This window comes from Methylomonas sp. BW4-1, from assembly GCF_052474385.1.
On record NZ_CP184125.1, the window covers coordinates 4,231,001 to 4,246,391 of the forward strand.

The 15,391-nt window shown below is 39.7% G+C and carries 13 protein-coding genes; all 13 read right to left on the minus strand.

Annotation, left to right across the window (positions count from 1 at the left end; genetic code table 11):
* Positions 1 to 71: 71 nt before the first annotated feature.
* Positions 72 to 1,178, minus strand: a complete 1,107-nt coding sequence (locus ACH5Y9_RS19620; protein WP_445367262.1) for an acyltransferase family protein — start codon at positions 1,176 to 1,178, stop codon at positions 72 to 74.
* 83 nt (positions 1,179 to 1,261) lie between these two features.
* On the minus strand, positions 1,262 to 1,966 hold the full coding sequence (locus ACH5Y9_RS19625; protein WP_445367263.1) for a class I SAM-dependent methyltransferase: 705 nt from the start codon (positions 1,964 to 1,966) through the stop codon (positions 1,262 to 1,264).
* A gap of 73 nt (positions 1,967 to 2,039) precedes the next feature.
* Positions 2,040 to 3,173: a glycosyltransferase family 4 protein gene (locus ACH5Y9_RS19630; protein WP_445367264.1), complete on the minus strand. Its 1,134-nt coding sequence runs from the start codon at positions 3,171 to 3,173 to the stop codon at positions 2,040 to 2,042.
* A 163-nt stretch (positions 3,174 to 3,336) separates the two neighbouring features.
* Positions 3,337 to 4,407, minus strand: a complete 1,071-nt coding sequence (locus ACH5Y9_RS19635; protein WP_445367265.1) for an acyltransferase family protein — start codon at positions 4,405 to 4,407, stop codon at positions 3,337 to 3,339.
* 193 nt (positions 4,408 to 4,600) lie between these two features.
* Complete coding sequence (locus tag ACH5Y9_RS19640) at positions 4,601 to 5,494, minus strand: beta-1,6-N-acetylglucosaminyltransferase (RefSeq protein WP_445367266.1); 894 nt, start codon at positions 5,492 to 5,494, stop codon at positions 4,601 to 4,603.
* A gap of 83 nt (positions 5,495 to 5,577) precedes the next feature.
* On the minus strand, positions 5,578 to 6,465 hold the full coding sequence (locus tag ACH5Y9_RS19645; RefSeq protein ID WP_445367267.1) for a glycosyltransferase family 2 protein: 888 nt from the start codon (positions 6,463 to 6,465) through the stop codon (positions 5,578 to 5,580).
* Entirely contained in the window at positions 6,462 to 7,229 is a 768-nt protein-coding gene (locus tag ACH5Y9_RS19650) for a glycosyltransferase family 2 protein (protein ID WP_445367268.1), read from the minus strand. Before ACH5Y9_RS19650 ends, ACH5Y9_RS19645 begins: the two co-directional genes overlap by 4 nt.
* Before the next feature lie 53 nt (positions 7,230 to 7,282).
* Positions 7,283 to 8,104, minus strand: coding sequence for a beta-1,6-N-acetylglucosaminyltransferase (locus ACH5Y9_RS19655; RefSeq protein WP_445367269.1), 822 nt, complete (start codon positions 8,102 to 8,104; stop codon positions 7,283 to 7,285).
* 29 nt (positions 8,105 to 8,133) lie between these two features.
* Positions 8,134 to 9,363 carry a glycosyltransferase family 4 protein gene (locus tag ACH5Y9_RS19660; protein ID WP_445367270.1) on the minus strand — a complete coding sequence of 410 codons (1,230 nt, stop codon included), beginning with the start codon at positions 9,361 to 9,363 and terminating at the stop codon, positions 8,134 to 8,136.
* 22 nt (positions 9,364 to 9,385) lie between these two features.
* On the minus strand, positions 9,386 to 10,882 hold the full coding sequence (locus ACH5Y9_RS19665) for an oligosaccharide flippase family protein (protein WP_445367271.1): 1,497 nt from the start codon (positions 10,880 to 10,882) through the stop codon (positions 9,386 to 9,388).
* Positions 10,872 to 12,230, minus strand: coding sequence for an O-antigen ligase family protein (locus ACH5Y9_RS19670; RefSeq protein ID WP_445367272.1), 1,359 nt, complete (start codon positions 12,228 to 12,230; stop codon positions 10,872 to 10,874). The genes ACH5Y9_RS19665 and ACH5Y9_RS19670 overlap by 11 nt, the downstream gene beginning before the upstream one ends.
* Positions 12,231 to 12,449: 219 nt before the next feature.
* A complete protein-coding gene (locus ACH5Y9_RS19675; RefSeq protein ID WP_445367273.1) occupies positions 12,450 to 12,851 on the minus strand; it encodes a VanZ family protein in 402 nt (133 codons plus the stop codon).
* 974 nt (positions 12,852 to 13,825) lie between these two features.
* Positions 13,826 to 15,247: an undecaprenyl-phosphate glucose phosphotransferase gene (locus ACH5Y9_RS19680; RefSeq protein ID WP_445367274.1), complete on the minus strand. Its 1,422-nt coding sequence runs from the start codon at positions 15,245 to 15,247 to the stop codon at positions 13,826 to 13,828.
* Positions 15,248 to 15,391: the final 144 nt, after the last annotated feature.

Here is a 15,391-nt window from a genome sequence, read left to right on the forward strand (position 1 = left end):
AAAATCTTCACTTCGCTGGCGCTCCGTTTCCAAGATTTTCAGCGTAGGCTAGGCAAAAAAAAGCATATTTACTACCTAGAAGAATACGAAGGAAATATCTTCTCGCGCAAAGCTAAAAATGGGTGTTCTATTATTTTTGTGAGCATAACAGCCAAGACAATTGTACCAACATATCTTACAAATAAATCAAACACCACTGACTCATACGTTATGTGATATTTTTTGAAAAAAGCCTCTACCAGTCTCATCATAACAAACTGATAAACATACATAGCATATGAATACACTCCAATCCATGCAACCCATCGAACCACAAAGTTTCGAGCTGTAATAATTTCATTGCCATAACAGCATAATAGCAGTAGCGCTCCAGCCAAATAACTTGCGGAGTATCCAATGGTCGCTTTAAAAAACTTATATTCTTGAAAAGAAATAAGCATAGCTACTAAAAAAGCAAATAAAATCAACATAAGCTTCTTTTTACTCGCAATATCTTGAAATTTATCTTGATAAAAAGTCTTCAGATAAGCCAAACAGACACCAGAAGCTAGGGCATCAATCCTGAATTGTGTCTGAATCTGAATATGATGCAAATCTACCGAATAAAAATAAGCAAATATTCTAAATAAAAATGCAGCCACCAGAACAATAGGCAAGATTATTTCTAATACCTTGATGTCTGTGTTTTTTGACCTTTTTAGTAACACAAGGCCAATAGCGAAGACTAAATAGAAATGCTCCTCTACCGCCAAACTCCAAAGATGAGAAAGTGGCGTCAAGAAATAGTTTTGGATATGCAGAAGGTTTTGCCATAGAAAGACTTCCCACTGATACCGACCAGAAACTATCAATAGAAATAAATACAAATATAAAATAGGCCATATTTTAAAGACTCGCCTTATTAAAAAACGACCTACTTTAAAGCCACCGGTTTTTTTATATTCACCAAATATTAGCCCACCTATAAGAAAACCACTGAGCACAAAAAATAAATCAACACCCGCCCACCCAAGCATCCGCCCAGGTATCAACAAAAAATCTAAAACCAGAATGCCTGTATCAGAACCGTTAAAATGCCATCCCATAGCAAGTAAGATGGCAATACCTCTAACAAAATCAAGATAAATCTCACGAGGTTTTATGGATGCCGAAGGACTTTCTTTATGTTTTGTTATCATAATTAATCAAAACTTTAATATTCGATCATTGCCAGAAACTAGTCTAAATGATATTTAAGACACCCATTTATCATATAACACAATCAAATTCTCTGTGGCTTCCTGGCAACCCACTGAACTCCTTCACTTAATAACGATGGATATATATTATGTATTTTACCGAACCTTCCATAGCCTATTTTATTAACCATTTCAAATCCCACTCGCTCTAATATTATTCGAAGCGATCTATAAGTAAAATAGTGCAAATGCCCACCATCGAAGAGTATGTCATCACCAACCCCTTCGTTAGGCTGTGACGTAGAGGGAAAACGGCCTAACATCAATAAAACTCTTTTTTTAATAAATGCAATATTCGGTGTATTTACAATCAGATCGCCCCCCGGCCTAAGAACTCTAAACATTTCAGCGCAGGTCGCATAGACATCGGGAATATGCTCAATGGTATCTGCGGAAACAATCCTGTCTATACTTCCCGAATCTATACTACTCATATCCTCAGCACTTCCCTGCAACCCTAAAAAGTTTAAATCCTGTAAATTGATTTTTGCTTGCCGCAAACGATGCGCTGAAAACTCCAGACCGATTAACTGCGCATAAGAGTCTTTAAATTGATAAATTAAATAACCATTACCACAACCTATATCCAGAACTCTGGTTCCAGCACCCTTGACAGCAACAATTGCCTCGGCTCTGTTTCTCGGCCAACCCCCATATGAGTTTATTTTGAGCTGTTCCTTGGCTAAATCTGATGCATAAAACTGGTCATATTTATTACTAGCCTTCACAATCGCCAACCTATGTAATTTATTTAAATAAAATAGTTCCGGTCAAACGTACTCAACCTTATTAATTAGAATATTAATAACCTGAATTAAAATAATTTAGTATACCTTCCACAAAATTCTGCGCCATGTTTTCTATAGAAAACATATTACCACTTGCTAAAGCATTATTTTGTAATTTTTCTAGTTCACTTGGTTTGTCTAAAACGTCAACAATGGCCTGAGCGTATTCTTCTTGAATCGGCGCAGTCATCACCCCATTTAATCCTTGTTTTAGATATTCGATTTCAGGACTATGATTTTGAATATCACTAGTAAACAATGGTAAAGCGGCAGTAAAAGCGTCCAAAATAGCCAAGCCAACTAATCCAGGACATAGAAACAACTCTGCCGACTTAAATGCCAAGGCTTTTTTCTCACCAAACAAGGCCCCCAGATATTTAATAAATAGATGCTGTTTGGCAAAATCCTCAACCATTTTTTGATCTTTGCCATTACCCACTATCAACAGCACAAACTTCGAATTCTTCTTGTGTATACTCAGAGCCGTTTCCAGTAAAAAATCAATTTTCTTCTCAGAATACAGACTTCCGCAAAAAAGCCCAATTCTGGCATCTGAATCAATCCCTTCCTGTCGTTTAAATTCGGCCACGTTATCTGGAGTTTGTTTACTGAGAAGTCGTTTAAACTCAGAAGTATCAATGCTATTATTAAGTACAGTTATTCTTGAACTCGGATACCCCAAACTAACTATGTAGTCAGCCACACCTTGCGTATACGCAAACCACCAACTACATTGCAGCGAAAGTTTCCTTTTGAATTTTTCTCGAAAACTATGCCGGTAGCCTTGTCTATTCTTGCCATGCCCCCAATAAGCAAATGGCTTAAACCCGGCCATTCGAAAAATCATTAATATATAATTATGCACATGTTTATTGGCTTGCTCAGTAACGATCAGATCAGCCCAAAAAACATGCGAAATCGCATTGCGTAAAAAATGTACTTTTCCATCGAGAAGCCAAATGCTTTTCTCAACAATACAATAACCAGTACTTGAAATAACATTATCACCTTTACTTAACTCGTTAGGCGGTGGATAGCCACAAACCACCCGCAGTTGATGCCCTTGTTTTTCTAAAAGCCCTCCCATCATCTCAAATAATGGCACACGGTACTGTTTCAGCATGGGCTGGAAAATAACTATTTTCATATTCTTCCACTAAGCCATTTTTACAATTTTGGCCAACATTAATTTCTTGCAAATATAATTGAAATACAAAAGTTTTATTTATATCGCCATATAAATACATGAACAGCATATTCGAATAAATAATCCAGTATTTTTCATTATCAATCGCACCTAATAGATAGTCCTAGGCAACTCTTTTCTGCAATGCTCTTAGCAAGGGCTTTTCAAAGTGATCATAGAACCAAATAGCACCTATAATCACCGTCAAAACAGTTGTTATCCTAACTCCTTCGGCAGCAAACCATGGCATATCTGGATAACGACTTAAGATTTGCCTGAAACCTACAAAAAATAATTGATGTGACAAATAAATTGTAAACGAGGCGTCACCCACTTTAATAAGAAACTTGGAAAGGTATGACGTGAAATATCCAAGCCCTTCAAGTTGCAAAGCAGCAACTAACAACATCCCGCATGAAATAGCTGTTCCAAAAATATCAACAAATGATGAAATATCCCCAGCTATATAAATTGACCCAACACCCTCCGGAAAAACAAATTTATACCATTTGGTAAGTGATAATAAAGCTACCGCCACAATCAATAGTATAATAGGTAAAAAGACCGTCTTCGCTCTCCATAGTAGCTTGTATTGATATACAAATATTCCTATTAAGAACTGAAAATGAAGTAGTGAAAAAACATGATAATCCCAAAACTCAATTGGCCCATTCCATCGGCACCACATACCAACTAAGCCCAACGCACCGATCAGCCAAAATATTTTCTGTTGGAGACGCAGGGACAACATGATTGCAAAAAGACCATAAAATATAATCTCATGCTCAAGCGTCCACCCCACCCCAAGGACTGGAAATCCAGCTTGCGGGAGTATTAAAAAAGACTGTATTACCGTATTTAGATCACTCGATTGCTTAGCAATTGCAGAGCTAGGCTTTATAACAAACAATAAAATTATCGCAATGGTAAACACCCAGTAAATAGGTACAATGCGAACAACCCTGCGCATGATGAATTTTTTGACGGTCATCCCGTCGGCTAATCCAATATAACAAATAATAAATCCACTGATAGCAAAAAAAAGACTAACTCCCGGAAATTCAAAATTTGTAAAATCCAAACGGTCTTTAACCGAAAATATTACTGCGTCAGAATGCCAAAAAACTACTGCCAATACAGCTATAGCACGTAATATTTGTATAGCGTCTAATTTTGCATGTTGTATCTGTTTCATAAAACGCTCCATCTTAGCCCAAAGGCAATCCTACATAGCAGGCAATAAACAACTATTATCAGTTAACTTAAGATATTTAGCTTAGCAAGCGATAACTACCAACCGACTTATTCGCATAAAAAACTGCAAACTACTATATAGCTTGGCGCATAAATCAAAAATAATGCTTATCACAACTTTAAAAGCAGGAGCTTTAATTTAATAGCTCCCTATCAATTCTATCTAGCAATTCTTTGCTTTTTGAAGAATTTACTTTCCTGACGAATAATTTATCTGAAGCGGCAACTTCATCCCAATCGGCTAAGTCATACCATTTAGCTAATGATGGATGAATAATATGGAAATTAGCTAGTTTTGACGTACCTCTACCTTCATAAGTTTGCAACCCATCCGACTTTAGCGCATAGACAGAGTTGCCAACCAAGGTATGAAAAAAGTGCTCGTCGGGTGCAAAACTAAATTTGTTGATCTCATAATATGTTCTGTTATTGTTTATGTATTCCAATATAAATTTGCAGCACTCAGGAGTCAAAGCCCACCAATTTGAGCCATAATATGGAACAAGTGTCTCATCCCAACTATTCTGCAGCCTTAAAGAGTTGGCGAATCTACGAATTACCTTATCTAATAATACCATTGCCTTATAAGATCCTCGATAAAACGGCTCTTTAAACCATTTAAATTTTAATTGCTTCATATAATGTTGCGGGCTTTCTCGCATATCAATAAAACGGATAATTTCCCGCCCAGAGTTCTGATTAAAAAAACCATTGATATATTCAATTTTTTTTATAGGGTAATCGGTACCTGACAACAAAACCAAATGGCTGTAATCATTTCCACTATTCAGCGCAACTTTTATTAATCGCAATGTCGCATCCACTTGCGATATTCCAGCCCAGGAAACTATGACTCTATTTTCTAAAAACACTACACTTTTAGATGTTACCGCCTGCTTAAATTGCTGTATATCTGATTTTGCATCTATATGGATATAGATGTCGGAATTGTAGTCTATTGCGTTAACTAGCCTATTCAACTGCTGGGGGTCCGCATGAGCCGCTATTAAATATCCTATTTTCTTCATAAAATTTTATTTTCTGGCGGGCATTAAGTAATTTTTAAAATTTCAAGATTTTATTAAACAATTCAAACTAAAACCATCAACCTTTAATCAAACAAATTATTATCGAGATGACTACTCCATGAATTTATACCGCTCCCATATTTTCTCCGCCATTCCAGCCATCCCTCGAACCTACCTATTGATTGCTGCACCCCTCTAAGCGTATTTGATGCTGAATAAGGTGGTAAAATACTTTTAATTATAGGAGCTATAAATCCGCGCAATATAGTTTTTGTAGGCAATTTAAGCTTCGCATATAAGGCTCCAGTACCTCTAGAATATGATCTAACCCTATGAGCAGGCTGTTTCGTAGTATTGAAATAAGGATGATGTATTTTGATTTCAGGAAAATAATAAATCTGTTTATTTTTTATTGCTAAGCGAAAAACAAAGTCAGTTTCCTCTCCCGCACCAAACCACTGCCCGGTTCCTAGCCTAGGATCAAAACCTCCCAACTCATGGAGCGTTCTACGCCTGACAAACAATGTATTAGAGTTGATTCTTGCACCTTTAAAATCTAATAACTCCTTTGGCAATATAATACCCTCAGGTAGGTTTTGAGCAGGGGCCTCTAGCCATAAGCCACTTATAGCATCAATACTAGGATTTTTAGTAAAACACTCCTCCACCAACTCTATTACCTCAGGTTCGTACCAACAATCATCGTCTGGAAAACCAATAATTTCGCCTGTGGATTTATAAATACCTATATTCCGAGCATGCGCCAAGTTTTTAATTGACTCTTTAATTCTATGCGTTGGAATATTTAACTCTGTAGCCTTTGTGTCGACAGGGGCAAGACGTTCATCCTCATTTTGATCAATGATCAACAACTCGAGTGCAGGTACGCTCTGCCGAGATAAGCTTTCGATAAATCTTATCGGTTCTTCCGCACGGCCCATTGTGCCCATGACTAGAGATACTTTACTCATGATTCCGCTCTTAGCCGTTTATGAATTCTACGTTTCCTTACGATATGACGCGCATGATGAAGTAACCAATCTATTGTCGAAATTCCGGATTGGCTCATACGTATTTTAAACCCCTCCTCCAAGCCCGCTAACGGATTAGCTGTCGATAAACTTCCAGTATGGCGTCTGAATGCTGCAAACGGGGTATCCAATTGAATTGGCTCCGAGAGCTTAGCCAATCTTAGCCACAAATCATAATCCATGGCATAGCGATAGTTGGTGTCAAATAATCCCGACTTTTCTAGTAATGTACGCTTAATAAAAGTTGCAGGATGAGAAATAAAATTACCTTGAACCAAGCGCTTATAAGAATACACTGGCATTTTGTAATTTAATGGCTCAAGCTTTCCATTTACTTCATTCATATGGCTACCAAATAGCCAGTCCACACCTGTATCGACGAATGTCTGTGCAACTTCATTAAGCACGTTTGGCGTTAGGTAATAGTCGTCTGAATGTAAATGCGCAATAACATCGCCAGCAGCTACTTCTATCCCAGCGTTCATCGCACGACTAATACCACCGCGAATATTATTTAAGACTTTTATATTCCCAGGAACCTTACTAATTAATTCCAGCGTACCATCAGTTGAGCCACCATCAACAAATATAATTTCTACAGGCGCATAAGTTTGACTAAGAATAGAGTCAATACACTGCGGCAAATACTCTATACTATTCCACGTACATGTTATAATTGAGATACTAGGAAAGGGGTTGGACATATTTATTCCTAAAAAATTTAATTAGATTGATAATAAAACTAAAAGACGGTTAGCTACTGTCTCAACTCCGAATCAATTGCATCCAAAAAAGCATCATCCCCATTATTAAATTTCCTCGCAAACAGCGAGGCACTGACTTTCAATGATTCAAAATCCTCACTATAAATCAATGTTTTTGGGTGACTCCCCCCCTTGGACCAATCAAGATACCTAAACTCTTTTTGTATTTTTTCAAAGAAACTGGAGTTACATAAAATTGTTTGAAACATCATTTCATCCGGTGATGAACAATATCTAAAAAAGCTTACCAAGCTAGGGTCGCTATTCAGCACATTTAATATGTACTCAATTGCGTAATTGCTTAAAGTCCACCAACTTGACCCCCAATGCGGTGCGTATCCGGCTGGAAACCTTCTATCAGGGAGTATCTTTCTAACGCCAACATCTAAAATTCTTTTTATAGGATAGCATTCATAATAATAGTATTTCTTATACCTATCGTGCCATTTGCTATCATCACTTTTAAAGAAATCAAGGTATTCAAAATTGCCATCTTGAGTTATATAATTAAATATATCTTTATTACTCTTGATCGGATAATCCGTACCACTCAACAGACAATAATATTGATATTTTCCGCCATCATATGCATAACTAACAAGATTAAGCGTAGCCTGTACCATAGAAAAGCCACCCCAGGATACAGAAACCCTTTCATCAATAAAATTAGCTTTAGGATGCAAAAACTCGGTTATATTTGATTTTTTATCAATGTGCACATAAATATCAAAGAGATCGAATGAAAGCGCATCTATCAATCTTTTCAGTTGACGAGGATTTGTATGGGCTAATATCAAAAAACAAATTTTATTCATGCTTTAACTATGTATATTAAAGGCCAGAACTATATTGGATGGGATGGAGCCTGATAAATACTCAAAAGGTGGCGAATAGCTTGGTCTACACCACCACGCTCATCTAACTCAAAACAAGTAATTTTATTAGGCTTGAAACCTATTAGCGAGTTGACTAGCGAATCTATATCCTTATGCAAGCGCAATTGCCCTGGATACCTCTCGTATACTTTAAGTTCTGGAGTACCACCTCTTTCCAACGCATAGGTAGGCTTACCCAGCAGTAGCCCTTCTAATGTAGTTGCACCAAAAGGCTCTTCCCAAATTGATGGAACAATCATTGCATCGCACAAAGCCGCCTTTTGTAACACGGTGGGGTAATCGCACCAACCTAAGAAGATTACTCGATCACTTTCAAATTGCTCTCTAAATACCGCTTCAATGGGGCTGGTTCCGGCAATGATCAAAGACATGTTTTCTGGCATCACAGGTACCAGTTTTTGCAAGAACGAATCTATTCCTTTGTGTGGATATAATGTACCAGCAAAGAATAATTTGATCGACTGGTTTCCTTTATCTGCCGGTATTGATTTATCATTCGATATTGCTTTGAGTTTGTCGAGATCGATAAAATGATGCAATACAACTCCCCAATCCTCATTTCCCGCAACTCTGGAAAAATTGCGCCTTAACATATCCGAAACAAAAATAGTCTTATGTCGCCGAAAAGCCTCCGCAACATCACGCCGATAATTGCGCACAGCAAATTTAGAAATTAAGCGCTGTAAACCATTCGGTCGTGCTGTAATACACCCTGCACAGTCTGCTGGATCGAGAAAATTACACATTGCGCCGTTACGAAAACGGGTGTTCTTAACACAATCTCCGCCCTGATCATGGCGTGTTTGAACAAAATTGATATTTAAGGGAATGTATTTAGCAATATTGGGGTAGTGTCCGTGATAATGAACGACATCATAATCTGCGGCATAATTCATAATGCGTTGCGCCAATTTTTTTGCTATCCAACCTCTTTTGGGTGGCAAGAACAAGCCAAGTTTACTTTCTTTCCATCCAACGGTATGTGCATATAATTCCGCAAAGAATTGACCTCCAAATTGTCCCTCATCACCAACAACCCCAAGTGGATATTCGTTGTTGCCAATAATATCAACATGGTGTCCAGCTTTAATCAGGGCCGAGGCCAATGTCAACACATGTTTTGCCAACCCCCCCATACTGGGGTGAGGTACATGTTCACTAACAAGTAAAATACGCATCGCTTTATTAATAAAAATACATTTATCGAATTGATAATCGAATGAAAACAGTTTGTTTATGCTCAGGTGTTAGAATAAAAAAAACTGCAGATAATATATAAAGTGCTAATATCAAAAGCCCATGAATTAATAGATCAAAAAAATGTGCTGGGTAGACGGGCTTGGTGAACCAGGCGGCAGAAAATGTGAAAACTGCGACAAGCAAGACCGGGATATAGGCCTTACGGATCAGCTCAAATAACGATGCAGGTACTGAACGCCCATGCACATAAAACATAAATGCTGAAGTTGCTAGAACAGATGCAACTAAATGTGATAGAGCAGTGCCAATAATACCTCCTTTTTGAGTTCCAACAATAAGCGCTCCTATGCCAAACACCGCTCTAGCAACTGCGAATAATCCGGTTGTCTTGGGATGTCCAATAGCATTGTTTACTAATGAAGGCAAGTTGGTCATGGAATCGATGAATATTCCAAGTGCGATTATCACCAACACAGGGTAGCCCTGCTCAACAAATTGTGGTCCGACCCATAAATTCAGCAAGTCTTGGCCATAAACAGTAAGCATCAAAATTAACAGGCTGTTTATTGCGGTCATATATCGAGATGTCAGCAAATAAACACTCCTTACACCATCCCGATCTCCCAAAGCCGCGAGCTTGCTTGCCGCAGGATAAATTACACTCCCCAAACGGTAAGTCATGCCGAACAATCGGTTGACCAAAGTTGTTGGTACTGTATATAACGTAATCTCCCCAAGCCCTAACAGTATGCCCAATATCAGGCGATCGGATTGAGCATAAGAAATTCCAGTTATGGTACTTAAATAAGAAAAGGCACTAAATGACAGGAGACGTCTACGAATGCTTTTGCCTGCTTTCGAAATTTTAAAATCAGGTCTTATTCTTAGGATACAAATTGACAATACGCCAACGTTAATTACACTTAGTCCAAGGCGTGCTGCGACAACGTCTTCGATACTACCCGTTAAAAGAGCAACACCCATACTTATTATCGGGGCTGCAGAACCAAAAATAGCCTCTGTGGTTGCCGATATCGCATAACGCTGCATCGCTTGAGGCACACTGATTAAATAAGATTGCACTTGCGAAAAAAGAAATGCCACCGCTGCCAATTTAAGTGTAGCTAATGCAGTGTCTATATTTTCCGCAGGTATTTCAAATACATTTTTTATCAGCAGAGGAGCTCCAAAATAAATCAGAGTCATGCCACATAGCCCTATTACCAAATAAATGATGAGGCCAAAACTAATGACCTCATTGGCTTGCCTTGGCTGTCCAAGGCTATCATATTCAGCAATAAACCGGGTAGAGCCTTGAGTGGCACTTATGTCCAACAATCCAAAATAACCTACTACCGCCAAAACAAGCGATAGCAAACCATAATTTGCATCTCCCAAGCTATTAACAAGAACAGGCACAGCAATAAGGTTTGCTAGAGCGGGCGTAGCAGCCCCCATAAAGTTGAAAATTGAGTTTCGAGCAAATTTATGCTGCATTGGACATGGATTTTGTCATTGACGAAGGTGACTTTAAAGCAAAAGGAGATCGTTTAGGCTCCGCTATTACCGCCTTAATTCCGTAGACTATATATGGCAAAATTAACAATACTCCCAATAACTGTGTTGTTCTGAATTCAATAAAAGGGGTACCAAATAAAATGTTTGGCATACTGAATAGCAGTCCCGCGAATGCTGCTTCCGCCAAGCCTCGATCTTGCGCCGGAATCTCTCGCCTTACTTTTCTAGTAAAAAGAACATAATTCCATAAGATTAAACAGAAAAGCACTAACGCAAATATCCCACCTTTTAACCACAAATGTACCAAACCACTATGCACAAAATCATGGGTACCCCCTAGTCCAATTCCACCCCAAGGCATAACGCCGGTAAAGGGACTTTCTGAAATATAGTGCCAAGCTAGATTGAGTTCAGAAAACCGCCCTTCAGATGTGGCTATATCACCTTTTTTTGAGGTGATGTCGTACAGAAGTCCTCCATGCCCTCCACTACCCTTGAGATTTGCAAAGCGTTCCGCAATCAAGACTGGCAGAGCTAAGGTACCAATTAGCCCGATTATTAGGCCTACTTGCAGACGCTTTCTAAGGGGTTGTAGCCAAACAAGCCAAGATCCTGCCAAAACTAATCCACCCCAAGCAGTACGACGGTACGATAAAAGAACAACAGCAAGCCCAATTCCAATAGTTAGGTAGTAAAACAATTTACGAGATGCCGTTAGGCCTGGCTTTTGATATAGCAAGTACCACGCAGCCAAAAAAACACCTATCGTTGCGATAAGGCTATCGTTAATATCAAAAAATGTAAGCCTGACTGCAATTTTTTGAGAGGTTGCATAGATATTAGCTGGGTCACCTCCTAAAAATGCCCATCGAATCAATCCCCAGATGCCCCTGGTTAACGCGCAAAAAACAATCAAATCAGTTAACTTTTCAAGTTTATTTGGCGTAGAAATTATTTTTAATAAAACCAACATAAGCAAATACATGTTAACAACAGGAATCAAACCTCTTGTAGTAATAACTTTTTGATAAGGCTCGCCTATAACAACACCAAAAAATACAAATACAAAAAATAAGAAAACAAACCCCAAAAAATAAGGCCTTAGATTAAAATAAACAGAAGGATTACGCTGCTGATAACCTAGAAATGCAGTACATAAATACAGAAAGTATAATACGGCTGTTATAAGTGAAAATGGAAGAACACCAGTACCTCTATCATAAATATTGCTTACATCGACACCTGCTGCAAGCCCCCATGTAGAGCTTTGAAAGTAAAGAAGCACTCCGAGATAACAGGTAACAATAAAAGAAAGGATTTTTCTCATAACTTATAATATGACGCTATCGTAAAAATATAATCTTTAATAGATTTATCCATAGCGGCCGAGTCTATTTTTACCAAACAGCTACGCAAAATTAAGCAACACTCTGAAGCTTCACTGGAACACGTCAAGCTAGTTTTATACTAAACATTCTTAGCTTTAAAGCGAATTTACCAATGCCTTTAACTGCTACAATTGAGAGCTTTCTAATTATTACAGACATCATTGCTGCGACTTGGTTTTATGCAAAAGTAGTAGTCGATTAGCTACGGCTATAGCAAAAAAAGCCCCACAAATATCGATTAAAAGATCCAGCAAACTTGCAGTTCTACCAGGAATCGTCATCTGGTAACCTTCTTCAATTATGCCGAACAAGATCGTAAATAACAAAGGCATTGATAGTATCGGAATATAGGGCTTTCCACTGAAACCAAAAGCCGCAGCACAAATTAGCAACGCCAGCACGCTAAACGCAACAAAGTGAGCCACTTTATCCAGCCCGAAAATCTCACTCATAATTTTAGCAGGAGGCTGTGATGATTCCATTAATAGGATTCCTATCCAAACAATACTCAATAACACAAATAGTATTGCCACCTTGCGATTTCCTTTAGAATTAACCATCGATTCATTGTTTTAGGGTAAATATTTTTGCACTATCTGTTTATATCACAAGATGCCGGAGATTGAAGGTTAGCATTTCGCGGGCTTATGGAAGCTTCGTGCGCTGTTGATTAAGTAATTTTTCAAGAACAACCAATCCTTCAAGGTAAGAGGGACACCGATTTTTTGTGCCTTATCATCATGTCAGATAAAGCCTCACTTTCGCGCCATTCTCTTGATATTTGCCGAATAGCCGGCAGTTGCGTTAATCGCATGGTTCATGTCCGTGTGTTGCGGCGCCGTAACTTGGCCTTGGATGTCCTTGGTTCATTATTTGGCCCCCACACTCCAGCTACCGATTTCTGTTGGGCGCTCTTAATTCTACTTGGTCAGAGTCCGTCATATCCGCCGGGACACCAAAAGGTCACAAGAGCTGGTGTCCAGTGCCATGAATGGCGGGCTTCTAACCATCCATGAAGCCTAGGTTCCGGCAATCCATGCCGGAATAACGACCTTCGGCAATGTGATACCCCAAATCTGACAAAGTCGAATTAAAGCTTATGAAAAGGTCCGCTTAAAAATTAAAGTAACCTTTTCTCCCTTCATACTAAATGCCGCTAAGTTAAAACTTGTAGGTGCCAATTTATTCTCGCTATGGGCGCCAAAGGGCGAATAAATTCGACCCTACAGCATATTCAACTCTTAACTTAACTACATTGCCTTCATACATACCCAAAGGGCACAAAATGGAAATTGGGGTTAGGGAATCAAAACGAGTAATTCGCCTTAGGACGCTCTAAACAAGTTGGTTCCGATCAGACCCTCAGAGTACAGGTGGTTCGACAGGCTACCCCGACCGGAATTAATAAAATACTGTTCGTGATTAGCCTGTCTAAGGACTTAGTCATAGCTTCCTTTTTAATTCCCCTCGCCCCAAGCAAGGAGAGGGGGCTAAACTTAATAGCTTTCTTTTTTCAAAAGAGAGGAGCTTTTAGTCAGTAAGCCTGCTGCCCCACAAACCCTTTAAAAACAGTCAATACCACAATCTTTAAATCTAAAATGACTGACCACTGGCGAATGTATTCCAGGTCGTGATGAATCCGCCTTTCCATTTTGTCGATGGTTTCGGTTTCGCCTCGGCAACCGCTGATTTGCGCCAGACCGGTGATGCCGGGTTTCATTTTGTGCCGCAGCATGTAGCCCTGGATCTGCTTGCGGTAGTATTCATTGTGCGCCACTGCATGGGGCCTTGGGCCGACCACGGACATAGTGCCGCTCAGTACGTTTAGAAACTGCGGCAATTCATCTAACGAGGTACGCCGCAAAAAGTTGCCTAGCGGCGTCACCCGGCTGTCGTTGGCGGTGGCTTGTTTGATGCTGTCGCCATTTTCACACACCGACATCGACCGAAATTTCCAAACTTCAATCTGCTCACCCTTCACGCCATAACGCATCTGTTTAAAAATGACCGGCCCCGGCGAGGTAAGCTTGATCGCAATGGCAATGATCAGCATCGGGATAGCGATAATCGGCAAAATGATCGCACACAGCAACAGATCCTCAAGGCGTTTGGCGAAGCCATCCAGTGACGAGTTTAAGGGCGTATCGAAGACGCTGACCACCGGGATGCCCTTTACGCTGCTGAGCTTGGACTGCATCAGGTTAAAGGTAAAAAAATCGGGGACTATGTTTACCGACACCGTACTATCAGCCAATTCTCGGATCAGTTGGTTAATCCGCTTTTCTGCACGTAACGGCAATGTAATGTAGATATGATCGATTTCTCCGCGCTGCGCTCTTTCCAGTAGCTCTTTAAAGTCGCCAACTATGACATCGACCATGTCTTCATCCTGCCTGCGCTGCTTGTTCTCGATGCGGTCGTCAAAAAAACCAACAAAGCTATAGCCCAGCCAAGGCATTTCAGTCAGCGCGGCATTTAGGCGTTTGCCTAGCGAATTGCCGCCCAAAATCGCGTAGTTACGGGTGTTAAGGCCGTGCATCCGCAAATAAGACAATGTCGAGCGGCGAAGCGAGTGCAGCATGATGATGCTGAGCGGCGCCAGCGGCAGCCACAATTCCAACACTTGCCGCGAATATTCAAAGCCAAGGTCAAATACGAAAAAACTGCTGGCAATCAGTGCAAAGGCCACTATCCACGATAATAATATCCGCACTGCATCGTCAAATAAGGGATCACCGCGCCAGCCGTGATAGATCTCTTGATGCTCGGCAAAAATACCGAACAACACGGTACAGACAATAAATAAGCCCAGGTATTCACGGTCGAACGGCTCGCCATAGATGTGTAGCGAGACATATAGCGTGATAAAAATCAACGCGGTATCCATGGCCCGCTTAATGCTCTGCAATTCCGGCTGTAGCGGCCTGATAAATCCTTTTGGGCGAAACTGATTCATATCAAATATACTGGTTAGCTTAATGAGTTGATCATTTGCCTGCCTGATTATAGGACTTTAAGCCAAGATTATTTCAGCTTAATGAAAGTTTAATGCTACACCGGCGGTGGCATGTAATCCGTTCGGCGCCTACAAGTTTTTCAC

What these genes read in the sequence shown, in the direction of transcription:
- ACH5Y9_RS19620 (WP_445367262.1), bottom strand. Translation starts at nt 1,178, where the DNA reads ATGATAACAAAACATAAAGAAAGTCCTTCGGCATCCATAAAACCTCGT.
- ACH5Y9_RS19630 (WP_445367264.1), bottom strand. Translation starts at nt 3,173, where the DNA reads ATGAAAATAGTTATTTTCCAGCCCATGCTGAAACAGTACCGTGTGCCA.
- ACH5Y9_RS19635 (WP_445367265.1), bottom strand. Translation starts at nt 4,407, where the DNA reads ATGAAACAGATACAACATGCAAAATTAGACGCTATACAAATATTACGT.
- ACH5Y9_RS19640 (WP_445367266.1), bottom strand. Translation starts at nt 5,494, where the DNA reads ATGAAGAAAATAGGATATTTAATAGCGGCTCATGCGGACCCCCAGCAG.
- ACH5Y9_RS19645 (WP_445367267.1), bottom strand. Translation starts at nt 6,465, where the DNA reads ATGAGTAAAGTATCTCTAGTCATGGGCACAATGGGCCGTGCGGAAGAA.
- ACH5Y9_RS19650 (WP_445367268.1), bottom strand. Translation starts at nt 7,229, where the DNA reads ATGTCCAACCCCTTTCCTAGTATCTCAATTATAACATGTACGTGGAAT.
- ACH5Y9_RS19655 (WP_445367269.1), bottom strand. Translation starts at nt 8,104, where the DNA reads ATGAATAAAATTTGTTTTTTGATATTAGCCCATACAAATCCTCGTCAA.
- ACH5Y9_RS19660 (WP_445367270.1), bottom strand. Translation starts at nt 9,363, where the DNA reads ATGCGTATTTTACTTGTTAGTGAACATGTACCTCACCCCAGTATGGGG.
- ACH5Y9_RS19665 (WP_445367271.1), bottom strand. Translation starts at nt 10,882, where the DNA reads ATGCAGCATAAATTTGCTCGAAACTCAATTTTCAACTTTATGGGGGCT.
- ACH5Y9_RS19670 (WP_445367272.1), bottom strand. Translation starts at nt 12,230, where the DNA reads ATGAGAAAAATCCTTTCTTTTATTGTTACCTGTTATCTCGGAGTGCTT.
- ACH5Y9_RS19675 (WP_445367273.1), bottom strand. Translation starts at nt 12,851, where the DNA reads ATGGTTAATTCTAAAGGAAATCGCAAGGTGGCAATACTATTTGTGTTA.
- ACH5Y9_RS19680 (WP_445367274.1), bottom strand. Translation starts at nt 15,247, where the DNA reads ATGAATCAGTTTCGCCCAAAAGGATTTATCAGGCCGCTACAGCCGGAA.